15 protein-coding genes, 1 tRNA gene and 2 pseudogenes are annotated in these 15778 nt (G+C 37.0%); 14 read left to right on the forward strand and 4 right to left on the reverse strand.

What is annotated here, in order from left to right; translation table 11 throughout:
• Positions 1-19 precede the first annotated feature (19 nt).
• On the reverse strand, positions 20-841 hold the full coding sequence (metF, locus tag CVFO_RS02915; RefSeq protein WP_201340110.1) for a methylenetetrahydrofolate reductase [NAD(P)H]: 822 nt from the start codon (positions 839-841) through the stop codon (positions 20-22).
• Between the two features lie 169 nt (positions 842-1010).
• On the opposite strand from metF, the gene infA reads away from it, so the two are divergent.
• The 8 genes and pseudogenes from infA to CVFO_RS09100 all read left to right on the forward strand — a co-directional run bounded on the left by infA (position 1011) and on the right by CVFO_RS09100 (position 6893).
• A complete protein-coding gene (infA, locus tag CVFO_RS02920) occupies positions 1011-1229 on the forward strand; it encodes a translation initiation factor IF-1 (protein ID WP_201340111.1) in 219 nt (72 codons plus the stop codon).
• A gap of 7 nt (positions 1230-1236) precedes the next feature.
• A tRNA-Leu gene (locus CVFO_RS02925) sits at positions 1237-1321 on the forward strand.
• Positions 1322-1344: 23 nt separating this feature from the next.
• The gene (locus tag CVFO_RS02930; RefSeq protein ID WP_201340112.1) at positions 1345-1578 is read left to right on the forward strand and encodes an OadG family protein; all 234 of its coding nucleotides are present in this window, start codon (positions 1345-1347) and stop codon (positions 1576-1578) included.
• Between the two features lie 5 nt (positions 1579-1583).
• Positions 1584-3416 carry a sodium-extruding oxaloacetate decarboxylase subunit alpha gene (oadA, locus tag CVFO_RS02935; RefSeq protein WP_201340113.1) on the forward strand — a complete coding sequence of 611 codons (1833 nt, stop codon included), beginning with the start codon at positions 1584-1586 and terminating at the stop codon, positions 3414-3416.
• 15 nt (positions 3417-3431) lie between these two features.
• On the forward strand, positions 3432-4562 hold the full coding sequence (locus CVFO_RS02940; RefSeq protein ID WP_201340114.1) for a sodium ion-translocating decarboxylase subunit beta: 1131 nt from the start codon (positions 3432-3434) through the stop codon (positions 4560-4562).
• Between the two features lie 9 nt (positions 4563-4571).
• Positions 4572-4943, forward strand: a complete 372-nt coding sequence (panD, locus tag CVFO_RS02945) for an aspartate 1-decarboxylase (protein WP_201340115.1) — start codon at positions 4572-4574, stop codon at positions 4941-4943.
• Positions 4944-5315: 372 nt separating this feature from the next.
• Positions 5316-5636, forward strand: coding sequence for an AMP-binding protein (locus CVFO_RS02950; RefSeq protein WP_201340116.1), 321 nt, complete (start codon positions 5316-5318; stop codon positions 5634-5636).
• Between the two features lie 72 nt (positions 5637-5708).
• Positions 5709-6893: pseudogene (locus tag CVFO_RS09100) on the forward strand (IS256 family transposase).
• Positions 6894-6998: 105 nt separating this feature from the next.
• Here the strand turns inward: CVFO_RS09100 and CVFO_RS02960 are convergent.
• From CVFO_RS02960 to CVFO_RS02970, 3 genes are read right to left on the reverse strand one after another with little or no spacing between them, the layout of a single operon-like run.
• Entirely contained in the window at positions 6999-7532 is a 534-nt protein-coding gene (locus CVFO_RS02960; RefSeq protein WP_201340117.1) for a hypothetical protein, read from the reverse strand.
• Positions 7533-7542: 10 nt separating this feature from the next.
• Positions 7543-8223: a lipoprotein-releasing ABC transporter ATP-binding protein LolD gene (gene lolD / locus CVFO_RS02965; RefSeq protein WP_201340118.1), complete on the reverse strand. Its 681-nt coding sequence runs from the start codon at positions 8221-8223 to the stop codon at positions 7543-7545.
• Positions 8216-9451 carry a lipoprotein-releasing ABC transporter permease subunit gene (locus tag CVFO_RS02970; protein WP_201340119.1) on the reverse strand — a complete coding sequence of 412 codons (1236 nt, stop codon included), beginning with the start codon at positions 9449-9451 and terminating at the stop codon, positions 8216-8218. Before CVFO_RS02970 ends, lolD begins: the two co-directional genes overlap by 8 nt.
• A 235-nt stretch (positions 9452-9686) precedes the next feature.
• Between CVFO_RS02970 and CVFO_RS09415 the strand changes: the two are divergent.
• The 6 genes and pseudogenes from CVFO_RS09415 to CVFO_RS03005 all read left to right on the forward strand — a co-directional run.
• Positions 9687-10226: pseudogene (locus CVFO_RS09415) on the forward strand (transposase); the annotation flags it as partial.
• Positions 10227-10427: 201 nt separating this feature from the next.
• Positions 10428-11507, forward strand: coding sequence for a 3-phosphoserine/phosphohydroxythreonine transaminase (gene serC, locus CVFO_RS02985; protein WP_201340121.1), 1080 nt, complete (start codon positions 10428-10430; stop codon positions 11505-11507).
• Positions 11507-12664 (forward strand): phosphoglycerate dehydrogenase, encoded by a 1158-nt coding sequence (locus CVFO_RS02990; RefSeq protein ID WP_201340122.1) that lies wholly within the window; start codon positions 11507-11509, stop codon positions 12662-12664. Before serC ends, CVFO_RS02990 begins: the two co-directional genes overlap by 1 nt.
• A gap of 10 nt (positions 12665-12674) precedes the next feature.
• Positions 12675-13754 carry a prephenate dehydratase gene (gene pheA, locus CVFO_RS02995; RefSeq protein ID WP_201340123.1) on the forward strand — a complete coding sequence of 360 codons (1080 nt, stop codon included), beginning with the start codon at positions 12675-12677 and terminating at the stop codon, positions 13752-13754.
• 103 nt (positions 13755-13857) lie between these two features.
• Entirely contained in the window at positions 13858-14922 is a 1065-nt protein-coding gene (hisC, locus tag CVFO_RS03000; protein ID WP_201340124.1) for a histidinol-phosphate transaminase, read from the forward strand.
• On the forward strand, positions 14919-15773 hold the full coding sequence (locus tag CVFO_RS03005; RefSeq protein WP_201340125.1) for a prephenate dehydrogenase: 855 nt from the start codon (positions 14919-14921) through the stop codon (positions 15771-15773). Before hisC ends, CVFO_RS03005 begins: the two co-directional genes overlap by 4 nt.
• The last annotated feature ends 5 nt before the right edge of the window (positions 15774-15778 follow it).

Genomic DNA, 15778 nt, shown 5'->3' on the forward strand with positions numbered 1-15778 from the left:
AAAATGTTATGCTGTGTAACTATATTATACTTTTTGCAAGTTTAAGAGAGGGATTTGCACGATTCATTGAGTAAAAGTGAAAACTATCTACACCTTGGCTTTTGAGTGTTTGACATAAATTAGCAACCACATCAAAACCAAAACCACTAAGTGATTCTAGGTCATTTTCATATAGTTTGAGGCGCTCTAAAATCCACTTTGGAATTTGCGCACCACACATATTAGAAAAGTTAAGCAGTTGAGTGTAGTTAGTAATTGGCATAATGCCTGGTGTAATTGGGATATCTATGCCTAATTTTTGCACATCGTCTTTAAACCTGAAATAGGCATCAGCATTATAGAAGTATTGTGTAATTGCGCCATTAGCGCCCGCTTTAATCTTGTTAACAAAGTGTGATAAATCACTTGCAATATTTTTGGCTTGTGGGTGCATTTCAGGATAAGCTGCTACCTCAATATGGAAGTGGTCATTATATTCAGATCGGATAAATTCAACCAATTCATTGGCATAATGAAAATCGCCAATATCACGCACACCTGAAGGAATATCACCCCTTAGTGCAATAATACGATTGATATTTGCAGATTTGTATTTATCCAATAATTCAACAATGTTAGACTTTTCTGAGCCAATACAAGATAGATGTGGCGCAGCTGGAATATTGTCATTTTTTTGAATGTCTAACACCGCTTCTAGGGTTACATCTTGTGTTGTACCGCCTGCACCAAAAGTGGTTGAAAAATATTCAGGCGATACCACACTTAAACTTTGCCTAACTTGGATTAGTTTTTCTTTACCTTGGTTTGTTCTAGGTGGGAAAAACTCAAAACTGATTTTCATTAATGTAATACATCCATAATAAAAGCGCCCTTATTATAACTGATTCAGTTAAGATTGAAGCGTTTCCAATTTCTATAGAGGCTAGATTTTGGATTTATGATTTTTTAACTATCCTCTAACAATCGGGTAAAATAGACGAATTTATTTAGTTGGAAATTTATAGCGATTTATGTCAAAAAGTGATTATATTGAGTTAGAAGGCGTTGTTAAAGAAAAATTACCGAATACGACTTTTATGGTTGAATTAGAAAATGGTCATCGTATTTTAGCGCATATTTCCGGTAAAATTCGCAAGCATTATATTCGCATTCTTCCAGGTGATAGAGTGACCGTTGAGATGACACCTTATGATTTAACTAAAGGAAGGATTACTTTTAGACACAAATAAAAATATTGCCGATGTGGTGGAATTGGTAGACGCGCCGGATTCAAAATCCGGTTCCTTCGGGAGTGACGGTTCGATCCCGTCCATCGGTACCAAATTAATAAAAAAAAATCATAATATGGAACAAACAGATTTTATAGCTCAAGCACTTAATTTAACCTTGTTTGGTATGGGGTTCGTATTCTTGTTTTTAACCTTGTTGGTTGGCGTTACTAAACTAATGTCTATAATTATTCAAAAACTTCAAAGTAAAGTTTATAATCAGCAGGATTTTAACAATAGTTCTGAACTTAAAGATGAGGAGACCAAATTTGTTATTGAACAAGCAATCAAAATGCATAGGGGAACATAAAGATTATGCTAGATTTTTTAAAAAAATTAACTAAAAAACCTGATAGTACGCAAGGCAAAAAGGTAGAAATTACTGAACTTGTTTTTAGAGACGCACATCAATCTTTATTTGCAACACGTATGCGTATTGATGATATGCTACCAATTGCAGACAAATTAGACAAAATTGGCTATTGGTCAATAGAATCATGGGGTGGGGCGACTTTTGATTCGTGCATTCGTTATTTAGGGGAAGATCCTTGGGATAGAATCCGTGAGATTAAAAAAGTAATGCCTAACACACCTCAGCAAATGCTGCTTAGAGGTCAAAATTTGTTAGGCTATCGTCATTATAGTGATGACGTAGTACGTAAATTTGTAGATCAAAGTGCTGAAAATGGCGTGAGTGTGTTTCGGATTTTTGATGCGATGAATGATATTCGCAATCTTAAAACTGCAACAGACCAAACCATTAAATTAGGCATGCATGCTCAAGGTACTATCTCTTATACAGTCAGCCCAGTACACAATACTCAAACTTGGCTAGATATGGCTAGAGAAATTGAAGACATGGGTGCACATTCTCTTTGTATTAAAGATATGGCAGGTTTGTTGCAGCCGTATGTAGCCTATGATTTGGTTAAAGCATTAAAGGCAGTTGTTGATATTCCCATTCAATTACATGCTCACGCAACAACTGGATTATCCACTGCTACCATTATTAAAGCTGTTGAAGCTGGTATTGATCGTGTTGATACTGCCATTGGCTCTATGAGTATGACCTATGGTCATAGTGCGACCAATTCTGTGGTTTCTATTTTAGAAAATAGTCCAAGAAAAACAGGACTAGATTTGAAAAAACTAGAAGAAATTGATGCCTACTTTAGGCCAGTACGTTGTAAGTATGCGCAGTTTGAAGGCTTACTTAGAGGAGTGGATTCAAGAATTTTATTATCCCAAGTGCCAGGCGGCATGCTGACCAACATGGAAAGCCAGTTACGCGAGCAAGGTGCACTTGATAAGATGGATGAAGTATTGGCTGAAATTCCACGTGTACGTAAGGATTTAGGCTATATCCCACTAGTAACACCAACGTCTCAAATTGTAGGTACGCAATCTGTACTTAATGTGCTCACTGGCGAGCGCTATAAGACGATTACTAAAGAGTCTGCTGGTGTGCTTAAAGGTGAATATGGTGCAACTCCTGCACCTGTTGACCAAGCCTTGCAAGTTAAAGTTTTAGATGGTGGCAAGCCGATTACTTGCAGACCTGCTGATAATATTGCACCAGAGATGCATATTCTTGAGCAAGAGTTTGATAAAATCGTTGTTGAGAAAGGGATTACTTTGGCTAAAGACAAGGTTGATGATTTGTTAACTTACGCATTATTTCCACAAGTAGGTATCTTATTTTTACAAAATCGAGACAATCCTGATTTCTTTGAGCCAGTGCCACAGGCAGGTGATAATTGCCAGAAACCTGACAAAGAGGAAGGGACTTATACCATTTCATTTAAAGGTAATTCCTATACTGTTGATGTTTCAGCAGGGGGTAATATTACCTCAATGAAGGCTTCTTCTGATCAAGAAAAAGCATCAATGCCAGCAGCAGAAAAAGAAATACTTGGTACAGCGCCAACAACAGAAGGTGAAGCTATTGGTGCGCCATTATCAGGAACTATTCGGAAAGTAATGGTTGAGGTGAATCAAAAAATTAATCAAGGCGATATTTTGGTTATTCTTGAGGCTATGAAAATGGAAACTGAAATTAAGGCCGCTAGAAGCGGTGTTGTGACCGACATTGAGATTAAGGAAGGCGATACAGTTGATGTAGGCCAAACCTTATTAACACTCGCATAATTTGTAAATTTTGACATGGAACAATTAAATACACTTTGGCTAAACACAGGCCTTTATCAAATGTCTTGGGGGCAAGGCTTAATGTTATTGGTTGGAATGCTACTTTTGTATTTAGCAATTATTAAAAATTTTGAGCCATTGTTATTATTACCCATTGGCTTTGGTTCGATTTTGGCCAATATCCCAGGTGCGGGTATTGCCGAAGGTAACGGTATTTTGCATATATTCTATGTGGTGGGTATTGAGTCCGGTGCATTTCCATTGATTATTTTTATGGGCGTGGGTGCATTGACTGACTTTGGTCCATTATTGGCTAACCCTAAGACATTATTACTCGGCGCAGCAGCGCAAATTGGTATTTTTGCAACTTTATTAGGCGCTATTGGTTTAACCGCAATAGGGATTTTTGATTTTAGCTTGACTGACGCTGCTGCTATTGGCATTATTGGTGCTGCTGATGGTCCAACCAGTATTTATGTTGCCTCAAAACTTGCGCCTGACTTGTTGGGTGCAATTGCGGTCGCCTCTTATTCTTACATGGCGTTAGTGCCACTTATTCAACCACCAATTATGCGCGCCCTGACGACTGAAAAAGAACGTCAAATTGAAATGGTACAATTGCGCAAAGTCTCAAAAGCTGAAAAGATTATTTTTCCCATTATGTTGTTAATGCTAGTGGCCTTATTATTGCCTGATGCAGCACCACTACTGGGCATGTTTGCCTTTGGTAATTTAATGAAAGAGTCTGGCGTAGTTGACCGTTTGAGCGATACAACGCAAAATTCTTTGATTAATATTGTGACTATTTTTCTAGGTTTAGCAGTGGGCTCAAAACTGATGGCGGATAAATTCTTACAATTAGAGACTTTAGGTATTTTGCTTTTAGGCATGTTGGCTTTTGCTATTGGCACGGCTTGCGGGTTATTAATGGCAAAACTTATGAATGTATTTAGTAAAAATAAAATCAACCCTCTGATTGGTTCTGCCGGTGTTTCTGCCGTACCTATGGCGGCCCGTGTTTCTAATAAAGTGGGTTTAGAAGCTAATCCACATAACTTTTTATTAATGCATGCAATGGGTCCTAATGTTGCCGGTGTAATTGGCTCAGTGATTGTAGCAGGTATCATGATTCAGTTTTTAAGCTAGTTCATTTTCATGAAAAGAACTTTTTTGAGTGCTAAATTGCACAGAGTAACAACAACTGCAGTTGAGTTGGACTATGAGGGTTCTTGCGAAATTGATGGTGTATTGTTAGATGCAGCAGGTATTGGTGCATTTGAACAAATTCAAATATACAATATTAATAATGGCAATCGTTTTACGACTTACACAATTCGTGGTAAGGATAATTCTGGTGTTATTTCGGTGAATGGTGCTGCTGCCTATAAAGTAAGTGTAGGCGATGTGTTAATTATTGCTGCATACGGCGTGTACACTGAAAAAGAACTTGAGAGTTATGCGCCTAGGTTGTGTTATGTTAATGATCAAAATATTTTAACTAAAATAAGCGCCAATATAAGTTCATGAAACAGACCATTCAAAATATCATCCAAGGATTGGTTCTTAAAAAACTAGATGAGGATGATATGATGCGCTGATTTCGTCAGGACTGATTGATTCCGTTATTATTGTTGAGTTAATACTTGAAATAGAACAAAAATTAGGCTTATTAGTCGCTTTGGATGAAGTGACTGAACAAAATTTTGACAGTATCAACAAATTACACCAATATTTATTACACAATTCGTGGTCATGGCTGAGTTTTTCTTTATCTGTCAATCAAGTGTTTATGAATCAAGCATTATTGAGTTTTGATTTATCTATATTTGAACTAGTTAATGCACTTAAGTTTGGGTGTTAGTTTGGTTTTAATAGATAACAAAACCAGTCTTGACTGCGGTGTTATTTAAAACTAGATTTTTAGAGTATCGTTGTGATATCTGGGTCTCAACGCCTTCTTTTGCGTTTGGCTTTGACAAAACGTTTAATCGTGAAAATTTTCCTTATTTAACTTTGATGATTTTGTGTGGTGAAGTGTTACCGATTAAATTGGCTGACTTATTACTTTCTCATTTTCCTAATTTACAATTGTTTAATACTTACGGGCCAACAGAGGCAACTGTTATAGTCAGCAGTATTCAAATTAATCAAGACATATTAAATACTTACAAGCAACTTCCTATTGGCAAACCAGATTGTGTAAACCCTCATATTTTATAATCCCCGAAAAGGAGAAAAAACATGAGTAACACAATACCAAGAAACAAAAAAAAGCAACTTAACAACACAGGCATCAACCAGAAAAAGCTCCGTGCTTTTGCTGATGAACTTGCCAAAGACATCCACACCCAAGATGATTTAGCAGATCTCGCTGCTTCACTGGTTAAAATGACCATTGAAGCAGCATTAGGTGCTGAGATGGAACATCATCTTGGTTATCCAAAATATGGGCAAAATAGCAGCGAGCTTAATACAGACAGCAATGCTCGTAATGGCTATTACCCTAAAACCGTCAAAGGCAATCATGGTGAAGTTGAACTTGCTATCCCAAGAGACCGCAGAGGTAGCTTTGAACCTTTAATTATTGAAAAAGGTCAAACGCCGATTGGGTGCTTTTGATAGTCAGATATTAAGCCTATATGCCAAAGGCATAGGTACCCGTGACATCGTCTCAACCTTTAAAGAAATGTATGATGTAGACATCTCAGCAACATTGGTATCCAATGTCACTCAGCAGGCGGTTATCACCCAAGCGATTGAATGGCGTAATCGTCCACTTGATGAAATTTACCTATTGTCTATTTAGATGGTATTGTCATTAAAGTTAGGCAAGATAAGCAAATCATCAAAAAGACCATGTATATCGCCTTAGGTGTGAACCTTGAAGGCAGAAAAGAATACTTGGGTCTGTGGTTATCAAAAAATGAATCTTCCAAGTTTTGGCTAGGCGTTCTTAATGATATTAGTAATCGTGGCGTTAAAAACATTCTCATTGCCTCAGTCGATGGACTAACGGGCTTTCCTGAGGCAATTAATGCCGTGTTCCCCCAGACTGGTGTTCAACGGTGTATTGTGCATATGGTTAGAAACTCCCTTAAATATGTGGGTTACAAAGACAGAAAGCAGGTTGCCAGTAGTCTTAAACAAATTTACCAGTCCATCAGTGAAGATGAGGCTTTACTCGCATTAGATGAGTTTGAACACCAGTGGGGTAAACAGTTCCCAAGCATTGCCAAATCATGGCGACGTCATTGGGATAATGTAGCAACAATATTTGCTTATCCTGAAGCCATTAGAAAGGCAGTCTATACCACCAATGCCATTGAATCCTTAAACTCAGTGATTCGTAAATCTATCAAGAATAGAAAGATTTTTAATCACGATGATTCTGCTTTTAAAGTTGTCTTTTTGGCCATTGAAGCAGCCAGTAAGAAATGGACGATGCCAATTAGAAATTGGTCACAAGCAGTGAATTAGTTTATAATCCTGCATGAGGATAGATTAAAGGATTATGTCTGATTTTTAACGAGGGCTTTACACAATCTGGTTTACAGGGTCTATTTTACGTAAAGCCTTGGCTTATTAATGCAATACTGAGCTGGTTTTATTTTCAATAATAGCAGTGTTTGTCACACCTTTCAATACAAGCCCCCAATTTGTGCTAGGTAATATTTTAGCAATGAGTTCATATAAATTGTGCACCAATTCTTGATTGAGGTTAAGATTGATATTTTTACCATCAGCACTTGAAAAAACAATCAAAGTCATATTGCTATCATTTGTGTTAATACTTATTTTTGTTGTTAGCATGGGTATTTGCCCAACTGGAGATTCTTTTCCCTTATTAAAAGGCGTAATGTAATCACTTTTTTCAATAATTTGTTGGTGTTGTATTTCTTGTTTGATTTTTTTAACTTCTGGTATTTCTGGCGTTCTTTGCATATCGTTGAGTGTTGGCTCAGATTGTTGCATTGCTGGAACAAGAATTGTCCAAAAATCATTAACCAGCCGACGAGTGAGAAATAAGCAAATTTCCTCATCTGTGATGCTACCAACACGCAAAATAATACGATCTTCTTCGGGCGAATAACTCATTTGTAATTGGTGTATTTGCATGGTTTTACGTCTAGGTTAGAGGGATTAATACACCATGATTTAAGACAAGCGCTTTGTCCATTTTTGCAGCGATTTTTTCATCATGAGTAACAACAATTAGTGAACAATTTTGGGCACGATTAAGTGTTAGCATTAGATTGAGCACTTCATGAGCATTTTCAGCATCCAAATTTCCAGTGGGCTCATCTGCCAAAATACAACTAGGATTTGTAATTAAAGCCCTGGCGATAGCAACGCGTTGGCGCTCGCCACCAGAAAGCTCACTTGGTAAGTGGTTAAGGCGGTGCTCAAGCCCAATTTTTGAGAGTATTTTTTCAGCATTGGTTTGGGCAAATTGTTGATTTTTCCCTTGTATTCGCTCAGGCATTGCAACGTTATCAAGTGCGCTAAAATCATTCAATAGATGATGAAATTGATACACAAAACCTAGATATTTACCACGCAATAATGTGGTGTCGTTTTCATTTAATAAGCCTAAATTGTTGCCATTGATGAGCACTTCGCCTTGAGTGGGTTTGTCGATACCACCTAGCAGATTAAGTAAAGTAGATTTACCACAGCCTGATTGTCCTAAGATCGCAATTGATTCACCTTGCTTAACGCTTAAGTTAAGGTTGTTAAGTATCGGCGTTTCTTGCTTGCCATCAAAGTAGCTGTAACTAAGACTATTACACTCAATAATTTTATTCATGATTTAATACCTTGGCAATATCTATTTTTCCTGCGCGTTTGGCAGGAAAAATAGAGGCGATTATGACTAAAATAAAACTACCCAAGGCAACTTTTGCGATGTCTGTCATGTGTATTTCAGAAGGAAATCGAGTAATATAAAACACATCTTTTGGAAAGAACTGAAAGCCCAAAAGGGACTCAATGCCACTAACAACCATTTCAATATTAAGCGAGAGCAAGACACCTAAAATACTACCAATAGTAATACCAACCAAACCAATTGTCAGTCCTTGGTAAAAATATATTTTTACAATGCGATTGGGCGTCATGCCAAGAGTTCTTAAAATAGCGATGTCAGCTTTTTTATCAGTCACTACCATAACCATCATAGAAACAATATTAAAAGCAGCCACTGCAATAATGAGTGATAATATGATACCAATCATTTGCTTTTCAAGATTAAGTGCTTTAATAAAGTTGGCCTTTTGTTCCGTCCAATCAACGCCATAATATTGATCACTTTGCAAGCTGGCAACAACCTCACGAGTGATTTTCTTAGCATTAAACAAATCATCAACCTTAAGTCGAATGCCAGAAACTTGACCTTTCATAGAGTACAACTTTTGAGCTTGCTCTAAGCTAATAAATGCTAAATTATTGTCATACTCACCAATTCCAGCATCAAAAATACCACTAATGGTAAAGCGTTTAAACCTGGGTTGAATGCCTATAATATCAGAAGATAATTTAGGGGTAAGTAGTGTAATTTTATCATTAACAATCACACCTAATTGCGCTGCCAGCCCTGCACCAATTAAAATGTCTGATTTAAGTAAGTTGGCACTACCAGACTTAATTTTATTTAACAAAATAGAAGTTTTTTTCTCCAAATCAGGTTTAATACCTCGCACACTAATGCCTTTGGCGCCATTTTTTGCACTGAGTAAAGCATATTTTTCAATATAGGGCGAAGTGCTAACAATGTTAGGATGTTGGTTGATTTGGGTTTGTAAATCCTGCCAATTATCAACCAAGCCATTATATTGAGTAATATATGAATGAGAAATAGCATTTAACACCCTATCTCTAAGTTCTTTGTGAAACCCATTCATAACAGATAGTACGGTAATCAAGGTAACGATAGATAAAATCAAACCGACCATAGAAACCCCAGAAATAAAGGAAACAAAGCCCTTTTTTTGACTGGATCGCAAATATTGATTAGAAATTGTAAATTCGATACTCATTAGGGTGATATTTTGTCATAAATTAACCAGCTTAAGGGTGTAAAATCTAGCCAATAGAAAAAATTTGATTGAATAAAAGCAATGCTATAATCACTCAAAAACTCATAATAAAAACATAGTTTGACCCTGTAAACCAGATTGTGTAAACCCTCATATTTTATAATCCCCGAAAAGGAGAAAAAACATGAGTAACACAATACCAAGAAACAAAAAAAAGCAACTTAACAACACAGGCATCAACCAGAAAAAGCTCCGTGCTTTTGCTGATGAACTTGCCAAAGACATCCACACCCAAGATGATTTAGCAGATCTAGCTGCTTCACTGGTTAAAATGACCATTGAAGCAGCATTAGGTGCTGAGATGGAACATCATCTTGGTTATCCAAAATATGGGCAAAATAGCAGCGAGCTTAATACAGACAGCAATGCTCGTAATGGCTATTACCCTAAAACCGTCAAAGGCAATCATGGTGAAGTTGAACTTGCTATCCCAAGAGACCGCAGAGGTAGCTTTGAACCTTTAATTATTGAAAAAGGTCAAACGCCGATTGGGTGCTTTTGATAGTCAGATATTAAGCCTATATGCCAAAGGCATAGGTACCCGTGACATCGTCTCAACCTTTAAAGAAATGTATGATGTAGACATCTCAGCAACATTGGTATCCAATGTCACTCAGCAGGCGGTTATCACCCAAGCGATTGAATGGCGTAATCGTCCACTTGATGAAATTTACCTATTGTCTATTTAGATGGTATTGTCATTAAAGTTAGGCAAAGAGTTCATATAAATTGTGCACCAATTCTTGATTGAGGTTAAGATTGATATTTTTTACCATCAGCACTTGAAAAAACAATCTTCCATAACTAAAATTAAGTGCAAATTATAATAAGATTTAAACATTAAATAGGCTTAAATATCTGAGTTCTGATAAAATCGTCTAACTTTTTAATTTTATTAAACAAGGAGTTTGTAAAAATGAGCCAAGTTTATAACTTTAGTGCTGGTCCTGCTATGTTGCCAACACAAGTACTAAAACAAATGCAAGATGAGTTATTAGAATATGGCAATGCACATGCATCGGTGATGGAAATTTCGCATCGTGGTGGTGATTTTATGGCAATGGCGAAAAAATCAGAACAAGATTTAAGAGACTTGATGGGCATTCCCAGTCACTATAAAGTTTTGTTTTTGCAAGGGGGTGCGTCGGCTCAATTTTCAATGGTGCCGATTAATTTACTTCAGGGAAAAACTAAGGCTAATTATGCACATACGGGTCATTGGTCTAAAAAGGCAATTGCTGAAGGTAAGCGTTATTGCGAAGTAAACATTTGCACCGACAGCTCAGACAATAAATATACCAATATTGATGCCTTTGAAAATTGGAACATTGACCCTGATGGTGCTTATTTACATTACACGCCTAATGAAACTATCGCAGGCTTAGAATTTGACTATGTGCCAGAGGTGGGTATGCCACTTGTGGCTGACATGTCATCAAGTATTTTGTCGCGTGAGGTTGATGTGTCAAAGTATGGTGTTATTTATGCGGGTGCGCAAAAAAATATTGGTATTGCAGGGTTGACAATTGTGATTGTTAGAGAGGATTTGATGGGCAATGTGGTGGCTAATCAACCCGTGTTGTTTGACTATACAACGCAAGCGAATAATGATTCAATGTATAACACGCCATCAACTTATCCTTGGTACGTGGCATCTCGTGTGTTTGAATGGCTTAAACAACAAGGCGGATTGAGCGCTATAGCTAAGATTAATCAAACCAAGGCAAAAACACTTTATGATGCGATTGATGGTTCTGATTTTTACTCAAACCCAGTGGCAATAAAATATCGCTCTCGGATGAACGTGACATTTTTGCTAGCTGATGAAAGCCTCAATGGCTTGTTTTTGGAAAAAGCAGCCGCTAATAATTTAATCACCTTAAAAGGCTATCGTAGTGTGGGCGGTATGCGTGCTAGCATTTATAATGCTATGCCACAAGAGGGCATTAATGAATTGGTGAATTTTATGAAAGCATTTGAAAAGGAAAACACCTAATGATTAAGATTCTCACGCTTAATAATATCTCACCAATTGGCTTGGAAAAATTACCAAGAAAAGATTATGAAATTGCCTCAGAAATGAGTAATCCTGATGCAATTTTAGTGCGTAGTGCAAAAATGCATGATATGGAAATTAATGATAACCTTAAAGTTGTTGGCCGTGCTGGCGCAGGCGTTAATAACATTCCACTGGATAAAATGAGCGATAAGGGTGTGGTGGTTTTTAATGCACCAGGTGCGAATGCTAATGCGGTGAAAGAATTAGTTATTAGCTCAATGTTACTTGCAAGTCGTAATATTTGCCAAGCTTGGCATTATGTTAATAATTTACCACTTGATAATTTAAAAACTGCCATTGAAGAAGGTAAGAAACATTATGCTGGCTCTGAATTACCAGGTAAAACGCTAGGGATTGTTGGTTTGGGTGCAATTGGGGTGCAAATTGCTAATGCGGCACATGCTTTAGGTATGAATGTTATTGGTTTTGATCCTAGCATAACCATTAAAAGCGCTTGGAAGTTATCTGCAGGTGTAGAGCAAGCATTGAGTATTGATGAGCTGTTTTCACGCAGTGATTTTGTTTCATTCCACGTGCCATTACTCGAAGGCACTAAAAACTTATTAAATAAAGAACGTATTGCTTTATTGCCAAAAGATGCAACTGTTCTTAATTTTGCCCGCGACGGTATTGTTGATGAAGAAGCTTTAATGGTTGCCCTTGAGAGTGGTGAAGTTAAGTATTACGTGACTGATTTTCCAATTGATGACAAAAAAAATCATGACAGAGTGATTGCTTTGCCACATTTGGGCGCATCAACAGTAGAGGCTGAAGACAACTGTGCGATTATGATCACAAACCAAGTAAGAGATTATTTAGAAAATGGCAATATTACCAACTCGGTAAATTTTCCAGAAGCATCAATGCCAAGAGCAGGCAAGGAGCGACTGGCCATTACCCATAAAAATATTCCTAATATGGTGGGTCAAATCTCAACAACCATTGCAGATTCTGGTGCTAATATTATTGATATGCTTAACAAATCAAGAGATAATGTTGCTTATACTTTGGTTGATTTGGACCGTGAAATTTCACCTTCGGTTATTAATAATTTAAAGCAAGTCAAAGGTATATTGACTGTTAGAGGCCTTTAAGAGATAAAGCATGAGCAAAAAAACACTGCTAGAATTGCGTGATGAGATTGACGCATTAGATAAAAAAATTCAGCTATTAATTGGCAATCGTGCACAGCTAGCTGCTGAGGTTGCACAGGTAAAAAAAATCTCGGATGATGATAGTATTTTTTATCGACCTGAGCGTGAAGCACAAGTGCTACGTTCAATTATTAAAAGAAATGATAGTTTATTAAAAGACAAAGACATGGCGTATATTTTTCGACAAATTATGTCAGCCTGTCTTGCACTTGAGCAGCCTTTAAATATTGCTTATTTAGGTCCTGAAGGTACCTTTACACAAGAAGCAGCACTTAAACATTTTGGACACAGCGTATTTACACTTGATTGTGCAAGTATTGATGAGATTTTTCATCAAGTTGAAAAGGGCAATGCGCATTATGGCGTTGTGCCTATTGAGAATTCATCTAATGGCGTGATTGGTGCTACGGTTGATATGCTTTATTCTCAAAATTTAAAAATTTGTGGCGAGGTGGAAATTTCAATTCAGCATCAGCTAATGAGTGCAAATCAGTCACAAGAAATTAAAGTTATTTATGCCCACTCTCAAGCATTGGATCAATGCCAACGTTGGCTAAGTAATCACTATCCAAGCACCGAGTTAAAATCAGTGGCATCAAACGCATTGGCTGCCCGTATTGCTAAAGATGAAGTGGGCGTTGCTGCTATTGCCTCAGAAGTGGCATTAAGTTTATACGGCTTAGAAAGAATTGCTAAAAATATTGAAGATAAGGCTGGCAATGTCACTCGTTTTTTAATTCTTGGTAAAGAGGATGTTCCTACTTCTGGTGAAGATAAAACCTCGCTTTTAGTTGTGACTAAGCACGAATCTGGTGCGCTGTTTGATTTGTTAGAGCCATTTAAACAGCAAAATATTAATATGATACAACTGGCAAAACACCCCATGCCTGGTGTTAAGTGGGAGTATCTATTTTTAATTGATATTGAGGGGCATAAAGATGATAAAAAAGTAAATTTGGCATTAGCAGAAGTGTCCAGTAGAGTGCTTAAAGTTAATGTGCTTGGCTCGTATCCTGTTGCTGTTTTATAAGGTGATTTTTCGTATTAATTGTTATGAAAATATTAATTTTTAAGAGGCTGGTTTTTTCTTTTACACATTTACAAAACCCTTTCTTATTTGGAGGGTTTTTACTATGAGTGTTTGCTTGGCAATAAAGTCTTTAAGGCCTTATCAAGGTGGCAAGCCTATTGCTGAATTACGTCGTGAACTGGGGCTAGTGCATATCGTTAAGCTCGCTAGCAACGAAAACCCTTTGGGTATTGGGCCTAGAGTGCAAAAAGCTATACAACAAGCTATTACCGAGGTTAGTAGATACCCTGATGGCAATGGCTTTGAACTAAAACAAGCAATTAGTGAGCATTTAAATGTTGCTACTAATTGCATTACATTAGGCAATGGCTCAAATGATATTTTAGAATTAGTGGCTAAGGTTTGTGTTTGTGATGTTGATGATGAAGTGGTGTTTTCAGAATATGTGTTTGTGGTTTACCCTTTGGTGACTCAAGCACTTGGTGCAAAGTCAGTGGTGACAAAATCTAAGAATTTTGGGCATGATTTAGATGCAATGCTTGCAGCAATTAGCGATAAAACCAAACTTATTTTCATTGCTAATCCAAACAATCCAACAGGCACGCTTTTAAGTGATGAAGCCATTTATCAATTTTTAAAACAAGTACCACAATCAGTCATTATGGTCTTGGATCAGGCTTATTTTGAATATTTAGATATTGAAGATAGGGCGATTGGATGGCTAAAAGAATTTGATAATTTAGTCATTACCCGTACTTTTTCTAAAGTGTATGCTTTGGCAGGATTAAGAGTAGGTTATAGCGTATCAAGCGCTAAGATAGCTGATTATTTAAATCGTATTCGCCAGCCCTTTAATGTCAATCACATTGCGCAAATAGCTGCTATATCAGCATTGGCTGATGATTCTTTTTTAACAAGATCCGTATTTGCTAATAAAAATGGATTAATTCAGTTGTCAAAAGGGTTTGATGAATTACAACTTTCTTATATCAAGTCTTTTGCAAATTTTATTGCACTAAAGGTTGATAATGCAACCGACATTTATCAAAAGTTACTAACAAAAGGCTTTATTGTACGACCAGTGGAGATGGAGAATTATTTAAGAGTGTCTGTTGGCACGTTAAAAGAAAACAATGATTTTTTAGAGGCGTTAAAATCAGTCTTATGATAGATAAAATTTGCATTATTGGTGTTGGATTAATTGGTGGTTCTTTTGCGACTGGATTAAAACGAACTAATCAAGTTAAAACTATTATTGGTTTTTCTAGGCAAGAGTCGCACCTTAAAAAAGCACAAGAAATGGGCGTTATTGATGCGTATAGTTTGGATATTGCCCAGGCTTTAAAACAAGTGCAAATGGTTATTATTGCAACGCCAGTGAATAGCTTTCAAGCTATTTTAGAACTGATTAAGCCTCATATTGATGAATCGGTTATTATTTCTGATGTTGGTAGTACCAAGGGCAGTGTGATAAAAATTGCCAAATTGGTATTTGGTCAAATGCCAGCAAGATTTATCCCAGCTCATCCAATTGCTGGTAAGGAAAAAAGTGGTATTGAAGCAGTTGATGCTCAATTATTTAACCACAAGCGTGTTATTTTAACGCCAGAAGAAAATGCAGACACTCAAGCAGTAGATATATTAAGTAGCCTGTGGCGCTCACTCGGCGCTAAAGTAGAGATTATGAGCGATGAAAAGCATGATGATTTACTGGCCATAACCTCTCATTTGCCACATATGTTGGCGTATGGGCTGATGGATTATTTAATCAACAACAATCCAAATGCTTGTCGTTATGCGGCAGGTGGATTTAAGGATTTTTCACGTATTGCCTCGTCAGATGCACTTATGTGGCGTGATATTTGCATTAACAACCCTAAGGAAATTGTGAAGCACATTGAAGGCTATCAACAGACGTTAGAAAAAATATCAAACTTGATTAAAAATAATCAAGCACAAGCACTGGAAAAGCTTTTTCAAGAGGCTAAATCTGCACGAGATAACTGGTTGGATGGTTAAAAAAA

Source organism: Isorropodon fossajaponicum endosymbiont JTNG4, from assembly GCF_016592615.1.
GTDB lineage: Bacteria > Pseudomonadota > Gammaproteobacteria > PS1 > Pseudothioglobaceae > Ruthia.

Bases quoted from the DNA above. Each gene is read 5' to 3' on its own strand.
- metF (WP_201340110.1), bottom strand. From the start codon at position 841: ATGAAAATCAGTTTTGAGTTTTTCCCACCTAGAACAAACCAAGGTAAA.
- infA (WP_201340111.1), top strand. From the start codon at position 1,011: ATGTCAAAAAGTGATTATATTGAGTTAGAAGGCGTTGTTAAAGAAAAA.
- CVFO_RS02930 (WP_201340112.1), top strand. From the start codon at position 1,345: ATGGAACAAACAGATTTTATAGCTCAAGCACTTAATTTAACCTTGTTT.
- oadA (WP_201340113.1), top strand. From the start codon at position 1,584: ATGCTAGATTTTTTAAAAAAATTAACTAAAAAACCTGATAGTACGCAA.
- CVFO_RS02940 (WP_201340114.1), top strand. From the start codon at position 3,432: ATGGAACAATTAAATACACTTTGGCTAAACACAGGCCTTTATCAAATG.
- panD (WP_201340115.1), top strand. From the start codon at position 4,572: ATGAAAAGAACTTTTTTGAGTGCTAAATTGCACAGAGTAACAACAACT.
- CVFO_RS02960 (WP_201340117.1), bottom strand. From the start codon at position 7,532: ATGCAAATACACCAATTACAAATGAGTTATTCGCCCGAAGAAGATCGT.
- lolD (WP_201340118.1), bottom strand. From the start codon at position 8,223: ATGAATAAAATTATTGAGTGTAATAGTCTTAGTTACAGCTACTTTGAT.
- CVFO_RS02970 (WP_201340119.1), bottom strand. From the start codon at position 9,451: ATGAGTATCGAATTTACAATTTCTAATCAATATTTGCGATCCAGTCAA.
- serC (WP_201340121.1), top strand. From the start codon at position 10,428: ATGAGCCAAGTTTATAACTTTAGTGCTGGTCCTGCTATGTTGCCAACA.
- CVFO_RS02990 (WP_201340122.1), top strand. From the start codon at position 11,507: ATGATTAAGATTCTCACGCTTAATAATATCTCACCAATTGGCTTGGAA.
- pheA (WP_201340123.1), top strand. From the start codon at position 12,675: ATGAGCAAAAAAACACTGCTAGAATTGCGTGATGAGATTGACGCATTA.
- hisC (WP_201340124.1), top strand. From the start codon at position 13,858: ATGAGTGTTTGCTTGGCAATAAAGTCTTTAAGGCCTTATCAAGGTGGC.
- CVFO_RS03005 (WP_201340125.1), top strand. From the start codon at position 14,919: ATGATAGATAAAATTTGCATTATTGGTGTTGGATTAATTGGTGGTTCT.